Raw genomic sequence first — 21,882 nt, forward strand, 5'->3', positions numbered from 1 at the left:
TTGTGAAGGTGCGCAAGGGCATCCGGGCTGACAGATCAGAGATGGCGGCTGATGTTCATGCGCTGGTGCAGGACGCGGACAATGGTGATCTGAGTGTCGGTTTGCTTGTAGACGATGTAGTGCGAGCCGCATGAGAGGCAGAGATAACCGGGCTTGATATTGTCGAACTGCCCTCCGCGTTTTGATCCATCAGCCAAACGCGACATCGCGGCGGTGAGTTCTGAATAATACCCGTCCGCCTGAACTCGCGACCAGTTCTGAAATGTATAGAGCCAGATGTCCTCAAGGTCGTTTCTGGCCCGAGGAGAAAGCCGATATCCTTGAGGCTTAGGCACGATACTTCACATGCATCTCTTTGAGGAACTCATCAGCATCGAACGGCTGCGGCTCTCCGGAAGCTTCCCCCTCTTCAATGGCAGTACGGATGGCCTCCAACGATTCCTCTTCGCTCTGCTTGAACAAGCGCAAGGCCTCTTCAACCACCTCGCTGACGGAGCCATACCGGCCATCGTCCACTTTTTTCTGAACGAAGTCGGCCAGCTCCTGATCTACGGTGATGGAAGCGATCGTGCCCATAGGTTGCTCCGTGTAGCGCCCCTGTCATGTTGACAGGTTTTGATCAGGGTACCATATCCCGCCGGACCTTTGAACAGCAGCATCCTAGAGGGAGACCCGCATGGCTGTTACCCACCCCGCTCTGAAAAAGGACAATGTCGCCGTCATCACCGGAGCCGCTTCCGGCATCGGGCTTGCGACGGCCAAGGAATTTGCCCGCATGGGCTTGTCCGTCGTGCTGGCGGATCTGGAAGGCGACAGGTTTTCCGAAGCCGCTCGTGAAATCGCGGCCCTTGCCGAAGGTGGCGAGCACGATGTCGTGGCGATCGGCACCGACGTATCGAAACCCGACGAGATCGCCGCACTGGAGCGTACCGTGCTGCAGCGCTTCGGGCGCGTGCATGTGCTGATGAACAATGCCGGCATCCAGCCGGGCAGCAACATTTTCGGGCCCCAGGCTAATTGGGACAATGTCCTTGCGGTGAACCTGCTCGGCGTCATCCATGGCAGCCGCATCTTCGGACCCGGCATGATCGCCCATGGCGAACCGTCGCTGATCATCAATACCGGCTCGAAACAGGGTATCACCACGCCGCCCGGCGACCCGGCCTACAATACCGCCAAGGCCGGTGTGAAGACTTTCACGGAAGCGCTGCAGCACGAGCTGCGCAACACGCCGAACTGCCTGGTCTCCGCCCATCTATTGATCCCCGGTTTCGTCTACACCGGCCTGACCAAGGGCAACCGTACAGAAAAACCGGCCGGCGCCTGGACTTCGGAACAGACCGTCGAATTCATGCTGTCGAGCCTGGAACGCGGCGATTTCTACATCCTTTGCCCGGACAATGATGTGGACCGCGCCACTGATGAGCGCCGCTTGGCCTGGGCAATCGGCGACATCATCGAGAACCGTCCGCCGCTGTCGCGCTGGCATCCGGATTTCGCCGATGCATCAAAGGAATTCATCAATAAACGCTAATTGATTGATTTGGCAGCGGCTCGAAAGCCGGGTAAAGGAGGCTATCCCTTACCCGGCTTTCGAGTGCGACCATGGAATTCCTGCCGAGCTTTGCTGCCCTTCTTGCCTTCACCGCCGCGGGCCTGCTTCTGGCGCTGACGCCGGGACCGGATATGACGCTGTCGATCAGCCGCGCGCTGGCGCAAGGTCGCCGCCCGGCACTGTTCGTGGTGCTCGGGACCAGCCTCGGCGTGGTGTGCCACACGCTGCTGGTCGCTTTCGGCATCTCGGCGCTGATCACCGCCTCGCCCACTGCCTTCTTCATCCTGAAGACCGGCGGCGCAGCCTACCTGCTGTGGCTGGCGATCCAGGCGATCCGTTATGGCTCGAACTTCAAGGTGGAAAAGGTCGAACAGGCCACAAGCAGCCCGCTCGCCAACATTTCCATCGGCTTCTGGGTCAACATTCTCAACCCGAAGGTCATCATTTTCTTCATGACCTTCCTGCCGCAGTTCGTGTCCGCCGACGATCCGCACGTCACCGGCAAGCTGATCTTCTTCGGCATCTATTTCATCGTCATCGGCATGCCGGTGAACCTGATCGTCGTGCTGGCCGCCGATTGGCTCTCGGGCTGGCTGCAGGCCAATCCGAAAATCCTGCGCGGCATCGACTATACGTTTGCAGGTGTCTTCTCGGTATTTGCCGCGAAGATCTTCTTCACGCAGGCCCGCTGAATCCAGCGATTTAGCTGAGGTCCAACCCCATTTGCCAGAAATCGGCTTCCAGCCGTGTTGCATCGCGAAACACGGTGGACAGGCGCTGCAGCCTGCTGGCATCGACTTCGGCCAGCCTCTCGTTTAGCCATTGCGTTTCGGAGGCGACCAGTCCCTGGTATTCGTCTCCCGCATACATGTCGATCCACTCGCCATAGGGATTGCCGTCGTGACGGGTGAAAGCCTGCTGATTGATCCAGCTGGCAATCTCGCCATAACCGATGATGCACGGGGCAAGTGCCACATGCAGATCGAGGAGATCGCCACTCATGCCGGCATCCAGCACATAGCGGGTATAGGCGAGCGTGGCCTTTGATTCCGCAAGCTGCGCAAGATCCGCCTCGGCAATGCCCCAAGAGGCGCAGTAGCCCACGTGAAGGCCGAGTTCAACGTCCACGATGGCTTTCAGGTTATCTAGACCCTGGCGGATCTCGGAAAGGTCACGGCTCTTGTAGACGGCAAGCCCCCAGGCGCGCGCGAACTGGATCAGGAACAGGTAATCCTGCTTGAGATAATGCCGAAAGACTGCCTCCGGCAGCGTTCCGGCAGCAAGCTCCCGCACAAAGCGGTGCTCCGTATAGGAGCGCCAGTCATCCGCATGCGTGAGCTTCAGGAAATCAAACGGCGTCGTCATGCCGCTCAATCGTCCTCGCCATGGCCGGCGATCATCATCGCTTCGAATGCGAGGCGCTCGGTCTTGCGCATGCGCTCCGATTCCGACTTCAACTGTCCGCAGGCGGCGAGGATGTCGCGACCGCGCGGGGTGCGGATCGGTGAAGCGTAGCCGGCCTGATTGATGAAATCGGCAAATTTCTCGATCTGAGACCAGTCGGAACATTGATAGTTGGTGCCCGGCCAGGGGTTGAATGGAATAAGGTTGATCTTCGCCGGAATGCCCTTCAGGAGCTGCGTCAGAAGCTTGGCGTCTTCCAGACTGTCGTTGACGTCCTTCAGCATCACATATTCGAAGGTGATGCGACGGGCGTTCGATAAGCTCGGATAGGCGCGGCAGGCGTCGAGCAGTTCCTTGAGCGGATATTTCTTGTTGATCGGCACCAGCATGTCGCGCAACTCGTCGCGCACCGCATGCAGCGAGATCGCCAGCATGACGCCGATCTCTTCGCCGGTCCGGTAGATTTCCGGCACGACGCCGGAGGTCGACAGCGTCACGCGTCGCTTCGACAGGGACAGGCCGTCACCATCGGTGGCGATCAGCAGCGCGGTCTTGACGTTGTCAAAATTGTAGAGCGGCTCGCCCATGCCCATCATGACGATGTTGGTGACCTTGCGCTCGCCGGTCGGCACGAAGGCGCCGGGCGGCGTGTCGGTGCCCGGAAAATCGCCCAGCCGGTCGCGCGCCAGCAGCAACTGGCCGAGGATTTCCTCGGCCGTCAGGTTGCGCACCAGCCGCTGCGTGCCGGTATGGCAGAAGGAACAGGTCAGCGAACAGCCGACCTGGCTCGAAATGCACAGCGTGCCGCGGCCTTCTTCAGGGATATAGACCGTCTCGACCTCGACCGGACGACCGGCGCCGCGCGGCGGAAAGCGCAGCAGCCACTTGCGGGTGCCGTCGTTGGACACCTGTTCTTCGACGATCTCTGGCCGGGAAATGGTGAAATGCGCCTTCAGCATTTCGCGCATGTCCTTGGCGACATTGGTCATCTGGTCGAAATCGGAGACGCCGCGGATATAGAGCCAGTGCCAGAGCTGGCTGACGCGCATGCGCACCTGCTTTTCCGGCACGCCCTTTTCCTTCAGCGCATCCGCCATCATCTCGCGCGTCAGGCCGATCAGCGACGGCTTGCCCGACATCAGGTCCGGACGCGGCACGAGCGGCGTCTTCAGGGGTGCAATTACGGCCTCGGAAACCGACATTCTTTTATCCCATCAATGCATGGCCCTGTCCCGCGCTCTTGAAGCGAGAGGGAAGAGCATGTCTTTCATGTGAAATCTGGTTTGATCCGAAAGGCAATTCAAGCGCCGGACCACTGTTGAGGCGGGCGTTTATCATCAAAATGCCCGCGCGTCACTATCCACTTGAAAGTGGGTTAAAACGCAAAAGGCCGATCTTGCGACCGGCCTTTCGAAAATCATCTGCCGAGAACCGCTTATTTGCAGGTCTCGATCTGCTTCAGCGAAGCCGAGATGCCCTGCAGCGAATAGGCATAGGTTGTCTTGGTGCCACGACCGGAAACACCGCTGACGCTCATGTTGTGGCCGGTCTTCATGGCAGCGACGAGCGCCGGCTCTTCGGCGGCGTTCTCGACCCAGGCGGCCCGGTCCTTGGTGAACATCACGAAATTCTTGTTGTCGATCGTCACCGTGACCTTCGAGTTCGGCTGCAGCGCGTAACCGACCATGACCTGCGGTTCGTAGGAAATGTTCTGGCCCGGACGCTGCGAGACGATGAAGAAGACGTCACCGTGATCGACGCTCGCCGGTTCCTTGGTCGTCGGCACGGAAAGCACGTAGCAGACGTTGCTCGCGCCGGACTTGTAGGAATAGGCGCCCCAGGCCTTGAACTGCTGGATGCGGGTCGGAGCGGGTGCGGCAGCCTGTTGCGGCTTGGCAGGGGCAGGAGCGGGCTTCGTCTGGGCGGAGGCCATTCCGGCACCAGCAAGCGTGAGTACCAGTGCGGTTGCGATAATTCTTACAGACATGGTCTCCTGCCGGTTTTGTCTTACGTCCACGGCCCGAGCGGGCAAGCCTTGCAAAGGCATGGTCCTGATTCGGTTCATTTTGACTTAATCCTGGTTACTAAAGCGTCAACTGTCCCGATCGAACGCAATGAATGCCTCCGAAGGCGGTGGCCTTACGGAATGTTTACCGTCTGCGGTTGTCAATTACCTCACCCGGCAGTTTTTTCATGCGTTTCGTCAACCAGTGACACAAGGATTGGGGCAAGAGTTTGTTCTTTTCCTAACTCGTCCAATGACATTAGAATGGTCGAATATGGGGCGAATCCCGTAGCAACTGGTTGCGTAAAGAATAAATGGATCTGGACGAGAAAGACCACGTCACCAGTTTGGTGAAAGCGGTGGCCGAGGAGCGCGATCAGGCAGCCTTTACGGTGCTGTTCGATCACTTTGCTCCGCGTCTGAAATCCTGGCTCGTCAAGCGTGCGATGAAAGCGGACGAGGCCGAAGAACTCGTCCAGGACGTCATGACCGTGCTCTGGCACCGGGCACATCTCTATGACCCGGCCCGCTCGTCGCTTTCCACCTGGCTTTTCCGCATCGCCCGCAACCGGCAGATCGATATCCAGCGCCGCGCCAAATATCGCAGGCTCGAAGGGTATGAGCCGATCTATTTCGCAACCGAAGAGCCCGGCGTCGATACGGTGTTCGAAGGTGAGGAGCGTGACGCACGGGTGCGCGCGGCACTGGCGCAGATACCTGAGGAACAGATGCAGCTGGTGCGCGCCGCTTTCTTTATGGGCCAGTCCCATTCGGAGATCGCGTCTGCGACCGGCCTGCCGCTCGGCACCGTCAAGTCACGTATCCGGCTCGCTTTCGAGCGGCTGCGACGTGCGCTGCAAGACCCTTCCGACTGATTCAGCTGCGCGCCGCGGCGCCGGCGATATCCGGGTTGTCGGCGAGCGCCATGTCGGCCGCGTCATAATGACGGTCGGCGATATGACCCTGGATCATCCTGAGCGCCGTGGCCAGCACGGCGATATCATCCGTGAACCCGACGAACGCAAAGAAATCCGGAACAAGATCGAGCGGCAGGATGAAATAGGCAAGCGCCGCCAGCAGTACGCCACGCACCCGCGTTGGCGTCTTGGGGTCGACCGCGCAATAATAGGCTGCGATCAGGTCACGGCTGAAGGGCACTTGCCGAACAGCACGTTTCAAGGTCGGCCAGAACTTGGTCCGGACCTGCTTTTCCTGTCGATCCTGGGTCGCTTCGTCGCCAGGCAGCAGAATTTCGCCGATCTTCACGTCGTCCATAGTTGCTCCGTTCACACGGCGCGAAATCTGCACCGCTTTCCCAATATGGCCATTTCAAAATGGAGTTCAATTGCGGCTGAGATAAGCCTTGTCCATCGAACGGGCCAGTTTGAAATCGAGAGTCGTGAGGGATTTCGTTGCGTGCGTGGTCAAAAGCACATCCACGCGCGAATAGCTGTTGAACCATTCGGGATGGTGATTGAGCTTTTCGGCACGCATGGCGCATTCGGTCATGAAACCGAAGGCCTGGATGAAGGTCTTGAACTTGAAGCTTTTGAAGATCGCGTCGCCTTCCGGCTTCAGCTCCCAGCCCTCAAGCGAGGCAAGTTCGCGCTCGGCCGCAGCCGCATCCAGCTTTTCATATTCCATTTGAAGCTCCTTAGAGGAAGCTTTTCACCGGTTCCATGTCGCCCTGGGCATAACCGTAGCTCACATCCTGCAGCGGAAAGATTTCCTCCGTCAGGTAAGGACCGCCACCGACCGATTCCTTCGAGGAAAGCAGCACGAAGCGGTTCACCATGAAAGGTGTAGTCCAGAAATTGCCGCGGCCGGAAAGGTAATGCACCACATCGTCCAACCTGCAATTCTTCAGCCGTGCGAGCGTCACATGCGGGGTGAACTTGCGCGGATCCGGCGGCAGTCCGATGCGCTGGCAGATGCGCTCGATTTCCGACTGAAGCGCATACATTTCCGGGGAGGGCGAAACCCCGGCGTAAACCGAATGTGGCTTCTTGGAACCGAACGAGCCGATGCCTGTCAAAGTCGCCTGGAACTCCGGTCGGTCGATCCGGTCCAGCCGATCGACTATCTCGTCGGCGGTGCGGCCATCGACATCGCCGATGAAGCGCAGGGTGATGTGATAGTTTTCGACGTCGATCCACCGGGCTCCGGGGATCCCTCCGCGCAGGAGAGAAAGGCTCATGGCGACATTGCGCGGAATTTCGAGGGCGGTGAAAAGTCTCGGCATTGGGACCTCCTCGAATCTATTGCATGTGCTAACACGGAATCATGCAAAGGGGTTCCGCGCAAGCTGTTATTTTCCCTTATTCTTAATCTCCCCCAGGAAGCTTTCCACAAGCTGGAGTGACTTTTCGACCATGATTCCGACGCCCCTGGCATTCGGGTGCATGCCGTCCGAAAGCTGCGTACCGGCCACGGTCACCACGCCATCGAGGAAGAATGGATAAAGCGGCGCACCATATTTATCGGCAAGCTTCTTGTAGATCGGATTGAAGCGATCGGCATAATCGCCGCCCATGTTCGGCGGCGCCATGATGCCGACCAGAAGAACCGGAATCTTCCGCTCCTTCAGGCGCGACAGCATCGTATCGAGGTTCTTTTCCGACTGTTCGGGCGAAATACCACGAAGCGCATCGTTGGCGCCAAGCTCGAGGATGACGCCGTCCGTGCCGTCGGGCACAGACCAGTCGATGCGGGAGAGCCCCCCGGAGGTCGTGTCACCGGAGACGCCCGCATTGGTGACGGTGACATTCAACCCCTTCGCCTTCAGCGCCTTTTCGAGCTGCGCGGTGTAGGATTCCGACGGCGCGAGCTGATAGCCTGCCATCAGGCTATCCCCGAAGCCCACAAGCTGGATCGCCTTGTCCTGCGCCGCAGCGGGCAGTGCGGCAAGCGCCAGCCCGGATATTGCAACAAGGGGCATGACGATGAAGTGAAGCAGGCTTGCTTTAAAACTCACGATCCGTCTCCTAGATTGGGCACTACCGCAATGCGATATAGTCTTCCAAAGTCTCGCGCCCAATATAGGACACGTCGTTTTGACTAAAACCATCATCACGCTGAAGAAGGCCGACCTGACCCTCGGCAGCGCGGCTGCCTCCGTGCATGTGTTGAAGCAGATCGACCTGGATATCCGCGCGGGCGAAGCGGTCGGCATCGTCGGGCCTTCCGGCTCCGGCAAGTCGACTCTGCTGATGGTTCTCGCCGGGCTGGAACGGCTGGATAGCGGCGAGATCGTCATCAACGGCGCACCGCTGCATTCGCTGACCGAAGATGCGCTGGCCGATTTCCGCGGCAAGAATATCGGCATCGTCTTCCAGTCCTTCCACCTGATCGCCAACATGACAGCGCTGGAAAACGTTGCGGTACCGCTCGAACTTGCCAATGTGAAGAACGCCTTTGACATTGCAAAACAGGAACTGACAGCCGTCGGCCTCGGTGAACGGCTGAGCCACTATCCCGGTCAGCTTTCAGGCGGCGAGCAGCAGCGCGTCGCGATCGCCCGGGCGCTTGCCCCCTCGCCCTCCGTGCTGATAGCCGACGAACCAACCGGCAATCTCGACACCGAGACCGGCCGGCAGATCGCCGATCTCCTCTTTTCCAAACAGGCGGAACGCGGCATGACGATGTTGCTCGTCACGCACGACAATTCGCTCGCCGCCCGCTGCTCGCGCCAGATCCGCGTCCGCTCCGGCGAAATCGTCGGCGACAGCGCCGTTGCTGCTCCGGTTCAGGCGGTCATGGCATGAGGCTTGCGCTGCCCCGCCTTTCCATCGCCTTCCGCCTTGCGCTCCGCGAAATGCGCGGCGGCCTTTCCGGTTTCTACATCTTCCTTGCTTGTATCGCGCTCGGCACCGGCGCGATCGCCGCGGTCAACTCCGTTTCCGGCGCGATCACCAGTTCGATCGCCTCCCAAGGACAGGAAATCCTCGCCGGCGACATCCGCTTCGAGCTGAACAACCGCGAGGCCAACGACCAGGAACGCAATTTCCTTGATGGCCTCGGCCAGGTCTCGGTTTCCACCGGCCTGCGCTCCATGGCACGCAAGCCGGATGGCTCCGAACAGGCACTGGTGGAAGTGAAGGCTGTGGATGGAGCCTATCCGCTTTACGGGACTTTCGGCTCCGAACCGGCAACTCCCCTGCCCGATCTTATTGCCAAGCATGGCGACACCTACGGCGCGGTTGTCACGCCGCTACTGCTCGAACGCCTGAATGCCAAGATCGGCGATCAGCTTCTCCTCGGCAACACCAAGCTCACACTGCGCGGTACGATCACCGCAGAACCGGACGCGCTCTCCGAAGGTTTCGGCTTCGCGCCGCGCCTGCTGGTCAGCCGCGATGCCCTCGTCGCCTCCGGCCTGATCACCACCGGCAGCCTTGTCGAACATGCCTATAAGGTGAAGCTCGCCAATCCATCCATCCGCTCGACACTCGCAACCCGCGCCAACAAGGAATTCCCGAGCGCAGGCTGGTCGATCCGCTCCAGCGACCGTGCAGCTCCCTCGCTCACGGAAAACGTCGACCGCTTCTCCCAATTCCTGACGCTGGTTGGACTGACCGCATTGATCGTCGGCGGCGTCGGCGTGGCAAACGCCGTGCGCGCATTCTTGGATGCCAAGCGCACCACGATCGCCACATTCAAATGCCTCGGCGCCCCGGCTTCCGTCGTGACGCTGATCTATCTGATCCAGATCCTGCTTCTGGCCGCTGTCGGCATTGTCATCGGCCTGATCATCGGCGCCATCTCACCGTTCATCGCCTTGCAATTCCTGGAAGGTGTCCTGCCGGTGCCGAAGGAGACGAGTTTCTATCCGTCCGCTCTCGCGCTGGCCGCTCTCTTCGGCATCCTGATCACCTTCGCCTTCGCCATTCTGCCGCTCGGGCATGCGCGCGAAGTGCCGGCAACCGCGCTTTTCCGCGAACAGACCTTCGATAATAGCCGCTTGCCCTCCTGGCCCTATCTCCTGGCCGGCGGCATCGCGCTTGCGGCTCTTGCAGCACTCGCAATCGTCTCCGCCGAAGACCGCTTCATCGCCTCTGTCTTCCTCGCGGCCGTCGCCGGCGCTTTCGTCCTGCTGCGCCTTGTCGCGGCGCTCATCGCAGCGCTTGCACGCCGCAGCCCGCGCGTCAATTCGCCGGCACTGAGGCTGGCGATCGGCAATATCCACCGCCCCGGCGCTCTGACGCCATCTGTCGTTCTGTCGCTCGGTCTCGGCCTCGCCCTTTTGGTAACGCTGGCGCTGATCGACGGCAATATGCGCAACCAGTTGACCGGCCAGATCGCTCAAAAGGCGCCGAATTTCTTCTTCGTCGATATTCAGGGCTCGGAACGTGACGGCTTCCTCAACATCTTGAAGCAGCAGGCGCCGCAAGGTGAGGTCACTCAGGTACCGATGCTGCGCGGCCGTATCCTCGCTTTCAACGGCCAGGACGTCACCCAGATGAATGTGCCGCCGGCCGGCCGCTGGGTGCTGCGCGGCGACCGCGGCATTACCTACGAGGAGAAGATGCCGGAGAATGCGGCGATCACTGCCGGAGAATGGTGGCCGGCAGATTATTCCGGCGAGCCGCTCGTTTCCTTCTCGGCGGAAGAAGCCGGCGAACTCGGCCTGAAGATCGGCGACACCGTCACCGTCAACGTGCTCGGCCGCAACATCACGGCGCGCATCGCCAACCTGCGCCAGATCAAGTGGGAATCGCTGTCGATCAACTTCGTGATGATCTTCTCGCCGAACACGTTCCGTGGCGCGCCGCATGCCTGGCTTGCAACGTTGAGCGATCCTTCCGCCACTGCCCAGCAAGAAGCCGCGATCCTGCGCACCGTCACCAACGCTTACCCGACCATCACCAGCGTCCGGGTGAAGGATGCGATCGATATCGTCGACCAACTGGTCGGCCAGCTGGCGACCGCAATCCGTGCGGCCGCCGCCGTCGCGCTCATAGCCTCCGTCCTCGTGCTCGCCGGGGCGCTTGCGGCGGGCAATCGCGCCCGCACCCATGATGCGGTCATCCTGAAGACGCTCGGCGGAACACGCAGCATGCTGATGCGCGCCTTCTCTTACGAGTATATGATCCTCGGTGCGGCGACGGCGATCTTCGCGCTGGTGGCCGGCGGCATTTCGGCCTGGTTCGTGGTGGCCCGCATCATGCGCCTTCCCTCGGTTTTCCTGCCCGATGTGGCGGTGCTGACGCTGGTCGTTTCGCTTGTCCTGACGGTCGGTATCGGCCTTGCAGGCACCTGGCGCATTCTCGGCCAGAAAGCCGCACCTGTGCTCCGCGAGTTGTGATTCAACTTTGAGGATATGTTTTACGTTAACTCTCGGATCAAAATCCCGTCAGAACATCCCATAGGTTGCTAAATTGCCGCTTTGGTTTGCGTTTTTCGCTCTGTGCACCTCTTGTATGTAAAACAATCTCGCATCATATTTGAGGGCAGGCTTGCTGGAGCTCCGCAGCGGCGCCTGGGTCTGAACAAAAAGGGGGCCCGACACCGTGAATAATTCCGGAGCTTAAAGAGGAAACAATGGCTGACTTCAACAACTACCAGAACCGAATGGCGCAGACCCGTGCGCAGTCGGGCGAGATGATCGATCAGGGCCTCCGGTCCTATATGCTTAAGGTTTACAACCTGATGGCGCTCGGTCTCGCGATCACCGGTTTGGCAGCATACGCCACATACACTCTGGCGGTTTCCAACCCGGCCGTCGCACAGGCGCTTTACGGCTCCCCGCTCAAGTGGGTCATCATGCTGGCTCCGCTCGGCATGGTCTTCTTCTTGAGCTTCCGCATTAATTCGATGAGCGTCGCCGCCGCGCAGATGACCTTCTGGGTCTATGCCGCGCTGATGGGCCTTTCGCTGTCCTCGATCTTCCTGGTCTTCACCGGGCAGAGCATCGTGCAGACCTTCTTCGTGACCGCCGCTTCGTTCGGCGCGCTGTCGCTTTACGGCTACACGACCAAGAAGGACCTGTCCGCAATGGGCTCGTTCCTGATCATGGGTCTGTTCGGTCTGATCATCGCGTCGATCGTCAACATCTTCCTGGCTTCTTCCGCACTCAGCTTCGCGATCTCCGCGATCGGCGTGCTGATCTTCGCCGGCCTCACCGCCTACGACACGCAGAAGATCAAGGAAATGTACTTCGATGGCGACGAAGTTGCCGTGATGGGCCGCAAGGCTATCATGGGCGCTCTGACGCTTTATCTCGACTTCATCAACCTCTTCACCTTCCTCCTGCAGTTCATGGGCAACCGGAATAACTAAGGTTTGGGTGAGAGTTGAAATACGAAAGGCGGCCGAAAGGCCGCCTTTTTTGTTTTGGAGTCCCAGCACGACGAGTCGCTCGGCTTATTCAGCACCGGCAGTATTGCCGCCAATCAATCGATCAGCTTCAAAACCTTGTCGAACACCTTTAGCACCTGCGGCAGCTCGTGGCCGCGCTTCAGGATACGTCCGTCGGTGTTGAGCACTGCATAGGCGCCCTGCTTGGCGGCGAGCTTCGGGTTCTTTTCGATACGGAACAGCGGCATTTCACCGGAGCGCTTGAAGACGGAAAACACCGCCTTGTCCCTCAGGTGGTCGATCGCGTAATCCTTCCATTCCCCCTCGCCAACCATCCGGCCGTAGATCCTGAGAATGGCGTCCAGCTCCCGCCTGTGAAACGTCACCGGCACCGGATCGAGGCTTTGCCGGTATTCGTTGAGACTGACGACGACACCTGTATCCTGAGGCCTTTTGCCTCCCAATTCCGGCTGATCGGTCATCAACGCTCCCAAATCATCAAATGTCAGAGGCGTGACAGTCTGCCCGACAGTCCGAAAAATGCAACCCCGTCACGACCGGCGGGTCGGAGCATCACTTTTTTGTTCTTGCCCCATTTCGAACAAAACAGTGCCCGATTTGGCGGCGAAGTTGCCGGCGTTGGTTGGCGCAGCTCTTAGCGCCATATGGCCCGATCCCGAGCATTGACCCTTACCCCCAGCCCCCCAATGTTTAGGATCGGGCCGCCAACACGCTCACGAAAATGATGAAAATGCCCGAAGGGCGAATGACATGGACCGGTCAGTATTTCTTGCGACCGGCAAACAGCACGGTGGCGCCGAGGATGGCCGCCGGTTCGCCGCCGGCATTGGATGTCTGCAGAAGGATCGCGCAACCGTCCTTCTTCGACTTGCCCATCAGTTTGCCCGGCAGGGTCAGCTTCATGCTCTGGCCATTCCAGGAGCCGACCGACTGCACGTCGTAGACGGCATGCCAGTAGTCCATCGTCTTACCGCTGTTATCGCCCTTGGTGACTTCCACCTGCTGCTTCTTGGTGAAATAGGCAATTACCACGTCTGCCTGGCCTTTGCCCTCGCCGATCTCGATCTCGATCTCGTCGCCACGCATCGCCGCCGTAACCGGAACGTTCAGCCCGAGACCGCTTTCGCTGAGGCTTTTGACCTTGTCATTGATCATCGAAAGGTCGGTGCCCTTCACGTGCTCGCGACCGTTGATGATCGCCTGAGGCGTATAGACGCCGCTCCGGCCCATCGTCTTCGCGTAACCATATTGGCGTTCGGTGTTTTCCTTCGAGCTCAGCGTGTCGGTCCAGCCAAGATAGTTCCAGTAGTCCACGTGGTAGGAGAGAACGACCATGTCGCCCTGCGCCACGAGTTCACCAAGAGTCGAGTCGGCGGGCGGACAGGAAGAGCAGCCCTGCGAGGTGAAGAGCTCGACCACCCCTTTAGGCGACCGTACTTCGCCAGCCAGCGCGACGCCCGCATAAAGCAGGCCCGCAAGGACGATGACGGTGCGGAGTCGAAAAGGCATGAATGGCGACCTCTGTATAAGGGCAACTGTTATCATTGGATTGCCCACGGCAATCAAGGGCAATCCAGACTCAAACACGCCACGAACGCTCATATTCACGTTATATGGCTCGAGTCCTTATTTTTCGCATTCCCTATCGCAAACCGCAGAACGAGTGCGACAGGTTCCAACGCACGGAGGCCGAAAAGTAACCGTCCCGTCCCCCTCAAAGAAAGTCACGAAGGGGTGAGGACCGGATATTTGATCGGTTTTCGACCGGGCGACGAACGAGGTGGAAATTGGCCCGGAAAAGGGCTGCGGTCAAATCAGCTTCAGCAGACCTTGAGTAAAATAAACGGCACCGACCGCGGTAACCACCCACCGTGTCCAGGAGCGGAAATTCGCGTCCGACATCTTCTGCAGAATGCCGTTGCCGACATGCGCCCCGAGAATGGCGATCGGAGCCGCCATCAGGATCGTCAGCCAGTCCGTCAGCGGAAAATCCGCCGCCGCATTCCAGTAGAAAACGATCTTCGTCACATGCGACAACGTCTGGATCGATGCCTTGGTGGCGATGATCTTGCGGCGGTCCATCTGCGTGCGGATGAAGAAGATATCGACCGTCGGTCCCGCCACCCCGACGCTGATCGTCAGCGCACTGGAAATCAGTCCGCAGATGAAAGCGTGCAGAGGCTTCGATGCATCGAGCTGCAGTCGCTTGACGGGCATCCAGACCAGGATCGGCATCAGCCCGATGCCGATCAGGACGACGATGATGTCCGGTACGTAGTTGACGGAAAACAGCACCGCCGCGGACACGGCGACACCGAGGCAGAGGATACCGAGAATGCGGTAATCGATATAGGCGCGAGAAAACCAGGCGCGCGATCCGTTCGACACCATCTGGATGATGCCGTGAAAGGCGATGGCCGTGCCGACGGGATAGAGGAAAAGCAGGACCCAGAGCAGGATCAGACCGCCCGCCATGCCGAAGATTCCTGAGAGCAGCGAGGTCAGGAAAACGGTGACGGCCATTCCGGTGAAGATGACGAGGGTCAAGGAAGGGAACCTAGAATGTGCGGATGCCCCTCATCCGCCTGCCGGCACCTTCTCCCCGCTTGCGGGGAGAAGGCATATGCAGAGCCGTTTCACCACGAATGCAGCGATGGAGTAGGGCACGTTCCCTCTCCCCGTCAGAACGGGGAGAGGGTGAGGGGCAGTTTGGGATCGAATTCCACCCGCCAACATCGCTGGCGGGTGAGCAATCTTGAAATCAAGCAACCAGATCGCGAAGAACGGTCTGCAGGATGCCGCCGTTGTTCATGTAGATGACCTCGTCGAGCGTATCGATGCGGCAAAGGATGTTGATTTCCTTTACGGTACCGTCGCCGTAGGTGATCTTGGCGATCTTCCACTCGCGCGGCTTGATGTCGCCTTCGAGGCCGTCGATCTCGACGACTTCGTCACCCTTGAGGTCGAGCGAAGCCCAGGTCGTGCCTTCTTCGAAGACGAACGGGACGACGCCCATACCGACCAGGTTCGAGCGGTGAATACGCTCGAAGGACTGGGCGATGACGGCCTTGACGCCGAGCAGGTTAGTGCCCTTCGCAGCCCAGTCACGCGACGAACCGTTGCCGTATTCGACGCCGGCGAAGATGACGAGCGGGGTGCCCTCATCCTTGTACTTCATGGCAGCGTCGTAGATCGACATCTCTTCCTTGGACGGATAGTGGATGGTGTAGCCACCTTCCTTGCCGTTCGGGCCGAGCATGTGGTTGCGCAGGCGGATGTTGGCGAACGTGCCACGCATCATGACTTCGTGGTTGCCGCGGCGCGTGCCGTACTGGTTGAAGTCGGCCACGCCGACACCGTTCTCAGTCAGGTATGCGCCGGCTGGAGAAGCCGCCTTGATCGAACCGGCCGGGGAAATGTGGTCGGTGGTGATCTTGTCGCCGAAGAGGCCGAGGACGCGGGCGCCCTTGATGTTCTTCAAGCCGGAGCCGGTCTTGCCCATGCCGACGAAGTAAGGTGGGTTCTGGACATAGGTCGACTTGTTGTCCCAGGCATAGGTATCGCCTGCCGGAACCTGAACGGCCTGCCAGTTTTCATCGCCCTTGAACACGTCCGCATACTTGCTCTCGAACAGTTCGCGGGTGACGTATTTCTGGATGAATTCCTGCACTTCGGCAGAGGTCGGCCAGACGTCCTTGAGGAAGACCGGCTTGCCGTCGCTGCCGATGCCGAGCGGCTCGGTGGTCAGGTCCTTCTGCACCGTGCCGGCGAGCGCGTAAGCGACGACGAGCGGTGGCGAAGCGAGGTAGTTCGCCTGAACGTCCGGCGAGATACGGCCTTCGAAGTTACGGTTGCCCGAGAGCACGCCCGAAACGATGAGACCCTTGTCGTTGATCGTCTTGGAGATCGGCGCCGGCAGCGGGCCGGAATTGCCGATGCAGGTCGTGCAGCCGAAGCCGACGAGGTTGAAGCCAAGCGCGTCGAGCGAGGTCTGCAGGCCCGACTTGGCAAGGTATTCGCCGACGACCTGGGATCCCGGTGCGAGCGACGTCTTCACCCACGGCGCCGACTTCAGGCCCTTGGCAACGGCGTTGCGGGCCAGAAGGCCGGCAGCGATCAGCACCGACGGATTGGACGTGTTGGTGCAGGAGGTGATGGCGGCAATTGCCACGTCACCATGGCCGAGATCGAAATCCGTGCCTTCGACCGCATAGCGGTTGGAAAGCTGACCGGGCTTCTTGTACTCGGTGTCGAGCGAGCCGGCGAAACCGGACGCGATCTTTTCGAGCGGGATACGGCCTTCCGGACGCTTCGGGCCGGCCATCGACGGAACGACGTCGTTGAGGTCCAGTTCGAGCGTGTCGGTGAAGACGAGGTCGGAACCGTCATTGTCACGCCACATGCCCTGAGCCTTGGAATAGGCTTCGACGAGCGCGATACGCTCCTTGGTGCGGCCGGACATGTTGAGGTAGTTTACGGTTTCGGCGTCGACCGGGAAGAAGCCGCAGGTGGCGCCGTATTCCGGCCCCATGTTGCCGATCGTCGCACGGTCTGCGACCGGCATGTTGTCCATGCCCGGGCCGAAGAATTCGACGAACTTGGAAACAACGCCCTTCTTGCGCAGCATCTGCACGACGGTGAGCACGAGGTCGGTCGCAGTGACGCCTTCCTTGAGCTTGCCGGTCAGCTTGAAGCCGATAACTTCCGGCAGCAGCATGGAGACCGGCTGACCGAGCATCGAGGCTTCCGCTTCGATGCCGCCGACACCCCAGCCGAGCACGCCCAGGCCGTTGATCATCGTCGTGTGCGAATCGGTGCCGACGCAGGTGTCCGGATAAGCGGTGGTTTCACCGTCTTCTTCATTGGTCCAGACGGTCTGGCCGAGATATTCGAAATTCACCTGGTGGCAGATACCGGTGCCCGGAGGAACGACGCGGAAATTCTTGAACGCCTGCTGGCCCCACTTCAGGAAGCGGTAGCGCTCGCCGTTGCGCTGGTATTCCAACTCGACGTTCTTGGCGAAAGCCGTCGGCGTGCCGAATTCGTCGACGATGACCGAGTGGTCGATGACGAGGTCGACGGGCACGAGCGGATTGATCTTTTCCGGATCGCCGCCGAGCGCCTTGATGCCGTCGCGCATGGCTGCAAGATCGACGACCGCCGGAACGCCGGTGAAGTCCTGCATCAGGACGCGAGCCGGACGATAGGCGATTTCCGCCTCGGTCAGACCCTTGTTGTTCAGCCACTCGGCGACCGAAACGATCTGTTCCTTGGTGACCGACTGGCCGTCTTCGAAGCGCAGCAGGTTTTCAAGCAGGACCTTCATGGAGAAGGGCAGCTTCGAAACGCCCGGCAGACCGTTCTGCTCGGCTTTCGGAAGGCTGTAATAGACATAGTCCTTACCGCCTACGGTAAGGACGGAGCGACAATTGAAGCTGTCGATAGATTTAGCCACGGAAGGATAACCCCGCTGATAATAAGAGCCAACACGCGCGTGCGGACGCCTATGCACTTCATGCACATCAGGATGCGGGTGCGACCATTTCCGCTGTCCGCACGAGAAGTCTTTTTGAGAGCTTCAGGTTCGGCGCTAGGTGGAAATCACGCCGGCCGCTGGCGTGGTTGCGATGCTTATAGATAATTTCTAAGAAGGGTTCCAGACACTTGTCGCGCATCTCGGATAATTTTTTGGAACGAGATGATTAAAATCCTAACGAAGGCCAGAAGCATGCGGCTGATCGCCGAAAACCTGAGTGCGAGACGCGGCGAGGACCTTCTTTTCCAGGGCATCTCGTTTGCGCTGGAAGCCGGCGAATGCCTGATCCTGACCGGCCGCAACGGCTCGGGCAAGTCGACGCTGCTCAGAGTGATCGCCGGATTGCTGCGTCAGGAGACCGGCAAGGTGACCTGGCATTCCGCAAAAGCCGAATCGGACATGCGGGCCGCAGAAGCCTGTCACTATCTCGGCCATCGCAATGCGATGAAAGCAGAGCTGACGGTGGCGGAGAATCTTTCGTTCTGGAAGAGCTTGTTTGGTGATTTCGAAGGCGGGCGAGGCATGTCTGTCGGCGAGGCCGCCGAAGCCGTCGGGCTTGGCGGAATTGCGCATCTGCCTTTCGGTTATCTCTCGGCCGGTCAGCAGCGGCGGATGGCGTTTGCGAAACTGCTCGTGTCCCATCGGCCCGTGTGGATATTGGACGAGCCGACCGCGGCGCTGGATGTGACGGCCGAAGAGGTTTTCACCACCTTGATCAAGGCGCATTTGGCAGAGGGCGGCATTGTGTTGGCCGCGACGCATCAGCCGCTGGGGCTGGAGGATGCGAGGGAGCTGAAGATGGTGGGGTTTGCGGGTGTGATGGAGGAGGTTTGGTGAGCGCTCGACATTCCAGCTCAGTCCACTTGGTTACCCCCCTCTGCCCTGCCGGGCATCTCCCCCACAAGGGGGGAGATCGACTCGTGGCAATGTCTCACATCTCTCCGAGGTCGCAGATTGAGGGAAAGCCGTGCCGCTTGCCAATCTCCCCCCTTGTGGGGGAGATGCCCGGCAGGGCAGAGGGGGGTGCGCCATGGTCAATAAAACACATCAATCGATCCCGTGAGACAACGATCCCCCCGAACAAAAACCAAGAGCCGACGGAGCAGCGCCGTTGACCGCCCTCCTCCTCCGCGACCTGAAACTCTCGGTCCGCGCCGGCGGCGGTGCATTGATCGGCGTCCTCTTCTTCATCACAGTCGTCGCCGTCATTCCCTTCGGTGTCGGTCCGGATCTCAACCTCCTCTCCCGCATCGGCCCGGCGATCGTCTGGATCGGCGCTCTTCTCTCCTCGCTGCTCGGCCTCGACCGCATGTTCCAGACCGACCGCGAGGACGGCTCGCTCGACCTGCTGCTGATGCAAGAACATCCGCTGGTTTTGACGGTGCTGGTCAAATGCCTGGCGCACTGGATCGGCAACGGCCTGCCCCTCGTCATCGCCTCGCCACTACTCGGCCTTTTCATGAACATGAACGAGGTAGCGATCGGCGCCACCATGCTCACCCTTCTGGTCGGCACCCCGGCTCTGACCTTCATCGGCGCGGTCGGCGCGGCGGTCGCGGTCGCCCTGCCCCGTGGCGGGCTGCTCGTGTCGATCCTCGTCCTGCCGCTCGCCGTGCCGGTGCTGATCTTCGGTGTCGGCGCATCCTATGCGGCCGTCGAAGACCCCGCCCCGTTTATGCCGCCTTTCCTGATATTGGTGGCGATCACGATGTTTTTTGCGGTGCTCGGTCCGCTCGGTGCGGCGCTGGCTTTGAGAAACGCCAATGACTGACTAGGATAAGGTTGACCACGATCAATATTGTCGTCGCATACGCAGACTAGAAAGCGCTCATGTCCGAAAGCCTCGCCATCACGAAATTCAGCGATCTCGCCAACCCGACGCGGTTTTTGGCGCTGGCAGCGCGTATCCTCCCGTGGATGGCGGCGGTGACCGCGATCCTGTTCGCGGTCGGCCTCTACATGAGCTTTTCGACCGAGGGTGACTACCAGCAGGGCCAGACGGTCAAGATCATGTATATCCACGTGCCGGCGGCCTGGCTCTCGATGATGTGTTATACGGTGATGGCGCTGTCTGCGATCGGCACGCTGGTCTGGCGCCATCCGCTGGCCGACGTGTCCCACAAGGCCGCCGCGCCGCTCGGCGCCGCCTTCACGCTGATCGCGCTCGCCACCGGTTCGCTCTGGGGCAAGCCCATGTGGGGCACCTGGTGGGTCTGGGATGCACGGCTTACTTCCGTCTTCATCCTCTTCTTGATGTATCTCGGCTTGATCGCGCTCAACCGTGCCATGGACGATCCTAGCCGGGCGGCACGTGTCTCGGCCATCCTCATCCTCGTCGGCTTCGTCAACATCCCGATCATGAAGTTCTCGGTCGACTGGTGGAATACGCTGCACCAGCCGGCCAGCGTCATCCGCATGGGCGGCTCGACGATCGACGCGGAATTCCTTTGGCCGCTGCTGGTCATGGCGCTGGCCTTCACGCTTCTGTTCTTCACCCTGCATGTGATGGCGATGCGCAACGAGATTTGGCGCCGCCGCGTAACCGCGCAACGTCGCATGGCCGCTCGTTTGGCCGGACGGGACAATGTAAGATGACCCACACCTTCTATATCACCACCGCCTATGCCGTGACCGCGATCGTCACTCTCTGTCTGATCTTCTGGGTCTGGCTGGATGGCCGCGCACGGCAAAAGGAATTGGCCGAACTCGAAGCCTCCGGCATTCGCCGCCGTTCGGCGCAGACGAAACCCGAGCCGGCTCCGGGAGGCCAGGCATGAGCGTCGAGACCGAAACCCGACCTGCCGAACGTAAAGGTCTGGCCCGTTACGCGCTGGCATTGATCCCGCTCGCCGTCTTCGTCGGCTTTGCCGCAGTGGCCGGAAAGATGCTCTACGATCAGGACGTCAATGGCCGCGATGTCTCCGCCATTCCTTCGGCGTTGATCGGCAAGAAGGCCCCGTCGCTGGCCTTGCCGCCGCTTGAAGGCTCAAACACCGCAGCTCTGACCGCCGCGGCCGTCGCCGGCAAGCTGACTCTGGTCAATGTCTTCGCGTCCTGGTGCATTCCCTGCCGTCAGGAACATCCGGTCCTGAAACAATTGGCGACCGATAGCCGACTCACCATCGTCGGGATCAACTACAAGGACAAGAACGACAACGCTCTGCGTTTTCTCGGCGAACTCGGCAATCCTTATAAGGCGATTGGTGTCGATCCGAACGGCAAGGCGGCGATCGACTGGGGCGTTTACGGCATTCCGGAAAGTTACCTGGTCGGCCCGGACGGCACGATCCTCTACAAGAAGGTCGGCCCGTTCGACGACCGCAGCCTGAAACAGGAATTGCTGCCGGCCATCGAAAAGGTAACGGCTGCGAAAAGCTGATCAGGCAACCGAAATGATCCGCAGCTGCCGTGGTGTGCCGGCCGCCGGAGCACCTTGCTGACCTTCGGTCACAACCAGGTTCCGCCCGCTGGATTTTGCCGCATAAAGGCAGGCATCGGCACGGCCGATCGCATCATGCATGGAATGGTCGCCGCGGGCCGTGAAAGACACGCCAAAACTCGAAGTGATCTGCTGGCTGATACCGCCTTCGCGCCAGTCGCGCGCTGCAAAGGTAAGCCGGATCGCGTTTGCCAGCACGCCGGCTTCCGCCAGCGTCACGCCCGGCAGGAAGGCTACGAATTCCTCGCCACCAAATCGGGCTGAAAGCGCATCGCCCGGCAGTCCGTTCCGCAGCGCGGCAGCAAGGCCGACAATCACCGTATCACCGGCCGCATGGCCGAACCGGTCATTGACCAGCTTGAAATGATCGATATCGCAGACGATCACGGCGCCTGCCGGATAACCGTCCTTACCGGAATTGGTGCCGAAATCCGGAATTGCGCGCTCAAAGCCGCGGCGGTTCAGGAGGTCGGTCAGAGGATCGTGTTCCGCCGCATGCCGATGCTGGCCGACGACATCCAGCATGACCGTGCCGAGCACGGTCAATGCCAACAGGAAACCGAGGATGCTGGCGCCGACCTGCATGAAGAAGGCGTAGTCCGAAGCCAGAAATTCATCCAGCACGG

General features: G+C 60.1%; 25 protein-coding genes. 11 read left to right on the top strand and 14 right to left on the bottom strand.

Features of this window, described 5'->3' with window-relative positions; genetic code table 11:
* Positions 1 to 35: 35 nt before the first annotated feature.
* Positions 36 to 335: a type II toxin-antitoxin system RelE/ParE family toxin gene (locus KX729_RS21065; protein ID WP_219744457.1), complete on the bottom strand. Its 300-nt coding sequence runs from the start codon at positions 333 to 335 to the stop codon at positions 36 to 38.
* Entirely contained in the window at positions 328 to 576 is a 249-nt protein-coding gene (locus tag KX729_RS21070; RefSeq protein WP_219744458.1) for a type II toxin-antitoxin system ParD family antitoxin, read from the bottom strand. Before KX729_RS21070 ends, KX729_RS21065 begins: the two co-directional genes overlap by 8 nt.
* Positions 577 to 676: 100 nt before the next feature.
* On the opposite strand from KX729_RS21070, the gene KX729_RS21075 reads away from it, so the two are divergent.
* Complete coding sequence (locus tag KX729_RS21075) at positions 677 to 1,534, top strand: SDR family NAD(P)-dependent oxidoreductase (RefSeq protein WP_219744459.1); 858 nt, start codon at positions 677 to 679, stop codon at positions 1,532 to 1,534.
* Positions 1,535 to 1,605: 71 nt separating this feature from the next.
* The gene (locus KX729_RS21080) at positions 1,606 to 2,247 is read left to right on the top strand and encodes a LysE family translocator (RefSeq protein ID WP_219744460.1); all 642 of its coding nucleotides are present in this window, start codon (positions 1,606 to 1,608) and stop codon (positions 2,245 to 2,247) included.
* A 10-nt stretch (positions 2,248 to 2,257) separates the two neighbouring features.
* Here KX729_RS21080 and tenA read toward each other — a convergent pair whose 3' ends face one another.
* The 3 genes from tenA to KX729_RS21095 form a co-directional block, all read right to left on the bottom strand.
* Positions 2,258 to 2,920: a thiaminase II gene (gene tenA, locus KX729_RS21085; RefSeq protein ID WP_219744461.1), complete on the bottom strand. Its 663-nt coding sequence runs from the start codon at positions 2,918 to 2,920 to the stop codon at positions 2,258 to 2,260.
* Positions 2,921 to 2,925: 5 nt separating this feature from the next.
* Positions 2,926 to 4,098 (bottom strand): dual-specificity RNA methyltransferase RlmN, encoded by a 1,173-nt coding sequence (gene rlmN, locus KX729_RS21090; RefSeq protein WP_376776035.1) that lies wholly within the window; start codon positions 4,096 to 4,098, stop codon positions 2,926 to 2,928.
* Between the two features lie 296 nt (positions 4,099 to 4,394).
* A complete protein-coding gene (locus tag KX729_RS21095) occupies positions 4,395 to 4,946 on the bottom strand; it encodes an invasion associated locus B family protein (RefSeq protein WP_219744463.1) in 552 nt (183 codons plus the stop codon).
* 332 nt (positions 4,947 to 5,278) lie between these two features.
* On the opposite strand from KX729_RS21095, the gene KX729_RS21100 reads away from it, so the two are divergent.
* On the top strand, positions 5,279 to 5,839 hold the full coding sequence (locus KX729_RS21100; protein WP_219744464.1) for a sigma-70 family RNA polymerase sigma factor: 561 nt from the start codon (positions 5,279 to 5,281) through the stop codon (positions 5,837 to 5,839).
* Between the two features lies 1 nt (position 5,840).
* On the opposite strand, the gene KX729_RS21105 is transcribed toward KX729_RS21100, so the two are convergent.
* The 4 genes from KX729_RS21105 to KX729_RS21120 all read right to left on the bottom strand — a co-directional run bounded on the left by KX729_RS21105 (position 5,841) and on the right by KX729_RS21120 (position 7,938).
* Positions 5,841 to 6,239 (bottom strand): YkvA family protein, encoded by a 399-nt coding sequence (locus KX729_RS21105; protein ID WP_219744465.1) that lies wholly within the window; start codon positions 6,237 to 6,239, stop codon positions 5,841 to 5,843.
* Positions 6,240 to 6,305: 66 nt separating this feature from the next.
* Complete coding sequence (locus KX729_RS21110; RefSeq protein WP_219744466.1) at positions 6,306 to 6,608, bottom strand: 4a-hydroxytetrahydrobiopterin dehydratase; 303 nt, start codon at positions 6,606 to 6,608, stop codon at positions 6,306 to 6,308.
* 10 nt (positions 6,609 to 6,618) lie between these two features.
* Positions 6,619 to 7,206 (bottom strand): RNA 2',3'-cyclic phosphodiesterase, encoded by a 588-nt coding sequence (gene thpR, locus KX729_RS21115; protein ID WP_219744467.1) that lies wholly within the window; start codon positions 7,204 to 7,206, stop codon positions 6,619 to 6,621.
* A gap of 66 nt (positions 7,207 to 7,272) precedes the next feature.
* Positions 7,273 to 7,938 (bottom strand): arylesterase, encoded by a 666-nt coding sequence (locus KX729_RS21120; protein ID WP_376776028.1) that lies wholly within the window; start codon positions 7,936 to 7,938, stop codon positions 7,273 to 7,275.
* 79 nt (positions 7,939 to 8,017) lie between these two features.
* Here KX729_RS21120 and KX729_RS21125 point away from each other — a divergent pair, with 79 nt between their 5' ends.
* The 3 genes from KX729_RS21125 (at position 8,018) to KX729_RS21135 (ending at position 12,242) form a co-directional block, all read left to right on the top strand.
* Entirely contained in the window at positions 8,018 to 8,728 is a 711-nt protein-coding gene (locus KX729_RS21125; RefSeq protein WP_219744468.1) for an ABC transporter ATP-binding protein, read from the top strand.
* Entirely contained in the window at positions 8,725 to 11,268 is a 2,544-nt protein-coding gene (locus KX729_RS21130; protein ID WP_219744469.1) for an ABC transporter permease, read from the top strand. The genes KX729_RS21125 and KX729_RS21130 overlap by 4 nt, the downstream gene beginning before the upstream one ends.
* Before the next feature lie 236 nt (positions 11,269 to 11,504).
* Positions 11,505 to 12,242: a Bax inhibitor-1/YccA family protein gene (locus tag KX729_RS21135; protein ID WP_219744470.1), complete on the top strand. Its 738-nt coding sequence runs from the start codon at positions 11,505 to 11,507 to the stop codon at positions 12,240 to 12,242.
* Between the two features lie 113 nt (positions 12,243 to 12,355).
* On the opposite strand, the gene KX729_RS21140 is transcribed toward KX729_RS21135, so the two are convergent.
* From KX729_RS21140 to acnA, 4 genes are all read right to left on the bottom strand, one after another.
* Positions 12,356 to 12,742, bottom strand: coding sequence for a DUF2794 domain-containing protein (locus KX729_RS21140; protein WP_219744471.1), 387 nt, complete (start codon positions 12,740 to 12,742; stop codon positions 12,356 to 12,358).
* Between the two features lie 298 nt (positions 12,743 to 13,040).
* Positions 13,041 to 13,790, bottom strand: coding sequence for a DUF1223 domain-containing protein (locus KX729_RS21145; RefSeq protein ID WP_219744472.1), 750 nt, complete (start codon positions 13,788 to 13,790; stop codon positions 13,041 to 13,043).
* A 300-nt stretch (positions 13,791 to 14,090) separates the two neighbouring features.
* Positions 14,091 to 14,828, bottom strand: coding sequence for a sulfite exporter TauE/SafE family protein (locus tag KX729_RS21150; protein ID WP_219744473.1), 738 nt, complete (start codon positions 14,826 to 14,828; stop codon positions 14,091 to 14,093).
* Positions 14,829 to 15,042: 214 nt separating this feature from the next.
* Positions 15,043 to 17,736, bottom strand: a complete 2,694-nt coding sequence (gene acnA / locus KX729_RS21155; RefSeq protein ID WP_219744474.1) for an aconitate hydratase AcnA — start codon at positions 17,734 to 17,736, stop codon at positions 15,043 to 15,045.
* Positions 17,737 to 18,009: 273 nt separating this feature from the next.
* On the opposite strand from acnA, the gene ccmA reads away from it, so the two are divergent.
* From ccmA to KX729_RS21180, 5 genes are all read left to right on the top strand, one after another.
* Positions 18,010 to 18,654, top strand: coding sequence for a heme ABC exporter ATP-binding protein CcmA (gene ccmA / locus KX729_RS21160; RefSeq protein ID WP_219744475.1), 645 nt, complete (start codon positions 18,010 to 18,012; stop codon positions 18,652 to 18,654).
* Between the two features lie 274 nt (positions 18,655 to 18,928).
* Entirely contained in the window at positions 18,929 to 19,588 is a 660-nt protein-coding gene (gene ccmB, locus KX729_RS21165; protein ID WP_219744476.1) for a heme exporter protein CcmB, read from the top strand.
* Positions 19,589 to 19,647: 59 nt separating this feature from the next.
* Positions 19,648 to 20,412 (top strand): heme ABC transporter permease, encoded by a 765-nt coding sequence (locus KX729_RS21170; RefSeq protein ID WP_219744477.1) that lies wholly within the window; start codon positions 19,648 to 19,650, stop codon positions 20,410 to 20,412.
* A complete protein-coding gene (gene ccmD / locus KX729_RS21175; RefSeq protein WP_219744478.1) occupies positions 20,409 to 20,594 on the top strand; it encodes a heme exporter protein CcmD in 186 nt (61 codons plus the stop codon). Before KX729_RS21170 ends, ccmD begins: the two co-directional genes overlap by 4 nt.
* Positions 20,591 to 21,196, top strand: coding sequence for a DsbE family thiol:disulfide interchange protein (locus KX729_RS21180; protein WP_219744479.1), 606 nt, complete (start codon positions 20,591 to 20,593; stop codon positions 21,194 to 21,196). Before ccmD ends, KX729_RS21180 begins: the two co-directional genes overlap by 4 nt.
* On the opposite strand, the gene KX729_RS34415 is transcribed toward KX729_RS21180, so the two are convergent.
* Complete coding sequence (locus KX729_RS34415; RefSeq protein ID WP_312991553.1) at positions 21,197 to 21,880, bottom strand: GGDEF domain-containing protein; 684 nt, start codon at positions 21,878 to 21,880, stop codon at positions 21,197 to 21,199.
* Positions 21,881 to 21,882: the final 2 nt, after the last annotated feature.

Origin of the sequence: Neorhizobium populisoli, from assembly GCF_019430945.1 — a bacterium.
GTDB lineage: Bacteria > Pseudomonadota > Alphaproteobacteria > Rhizobiales > Rhizobiaceae > Neorhizobium > Neorhizobium populisoli.

Excerpts from the sequence above, each read along its gene's own strand:
- KX729_RS21070 (WP_219744458.1), bottom strand. The coding sequence starts at position 576 with ATGGGCACGATCGCTTCCATCACCGTAGATCAGGAGCTGGCCGACTTC.
- KX729_RS21075 (WP_219744459.1), top strand. The coding sequence starts at position 677 with ATGGCTGTTACCCACCCCGCTCTGAAAAAGGACAATGTCGCCGTCATC.
- KX729_RS21080 (WP_219744460.1), top strand. The coding sequence starts at position 1,606 with ATGGAATTCCTGCCGAGCTTTGCTGCCCTTCTTGCCTTCACCGCCGCG.
- tenA (WP_219744461.1), bottom strand. The coding sequence starts at position 2,920 with ATGACGACGCCGTTTGATTTCCTGAAGCTCACGCATGCGGATGACTGG.
- rlmN (WP_376776035.1), bottom strand. The coding sequence starts at position 4,098 with ATGTCGGGCAAGCCGTCGCTGATCGGCCTGACGCGCGAGATGATGGCG.
- KX729_RS21095 (WP_219744463.1), bottom strand. The coding sequence starts at position 4,946 with ATGTCTGTAAGAATTATCGCAACCGCACTGGTACTCACGCTTGCTGGT.
- KX729_RS21100 (WP_219744464.1), top strand. The coding sequence starts at position 5,279 with ATGGATCTGGACGAGAAAGACCACGTCACCAGTTTGGTGAAAGCGGTG.
- KX729_RS21105 (WP_219744465.1), bottom strand. The coding sequence starts at position 6,239 with ATGGACGACGTGAAGATCGGCGAAATTCTGCTGCCTGGCGACGAAGCG.
- KX729_RS21110 (WP_219744466.1), bottom strand. The coding sequence starts at position 6,608 with ATGGAATATGAAAAGCTGGATGCGGCTGCGGCCGAGCGCGAACTTGCC.
- thpR (WP_219744467.1), bottom strand. The coding sequence starts at position 7,206 with ATGCCGAGACTTTTCACCGCCCTCGAAATTCCGCGCAATGTCGCCATG.
- KX729_RS21130 (WP_219744469.1), top strand. The coding sequence starts at position 8,725 with ATGAGGCTTGCGCTGCCCCGCCTTTCCATCGCCTTCCGCCTTGCGCTC.
- KX729_RS21135 (WP_219744470.1), top strand. The coding sequence starts at position 11,505 with ATGGCTGACTTCAACAACTACCAGAACCGAATGGCGCAGACCCGTGCG.
- KX729_RS21140 (WP_219744471.1), bottom strand. The coding sequence starts at position 12,742 with ATGACCGATCAGCCGGAATTGGGAGGCAAAAGGCCTCAGGATACAGGT.
- KX729_RS21145 (WP_219744472.1), bottom strand. The coding sequence starts at position 13,790 with ATGCCTTTTCGACTCCGCACCGTCATCGTCCTTGCGGGCCTGCTTTAT.
- ccmA (WP_219744475.1), top strand. The coding sequence starts at position 18,010 with ATGCGGCTGATCGCCGAAAACCTGAGTGCGAGACGCGGCGAGGACCTT.
- KX729_RS21170 (WP_219744477.1), top strand. The coding sequence starts at position 19,648 with ATGTCCGAAAGCCTCGCCATCACGAAATTCAGCGATCTCGCCAACCCG.
- ccmD (WP_219744478.1), top strand. The coding sequence starts at position 20,409 with ATGACCCACACCTTCTATATCACCACCGCCTATGCCGTGACCGCGATC.
- KX729_RS21180 (WP_219744479.1), top strand. The coding sequence starts at position 20,591 with ATGAGCGTCGAGACCGAAACCCGACCTGCCGAACGTAAAGGTCTGGCC.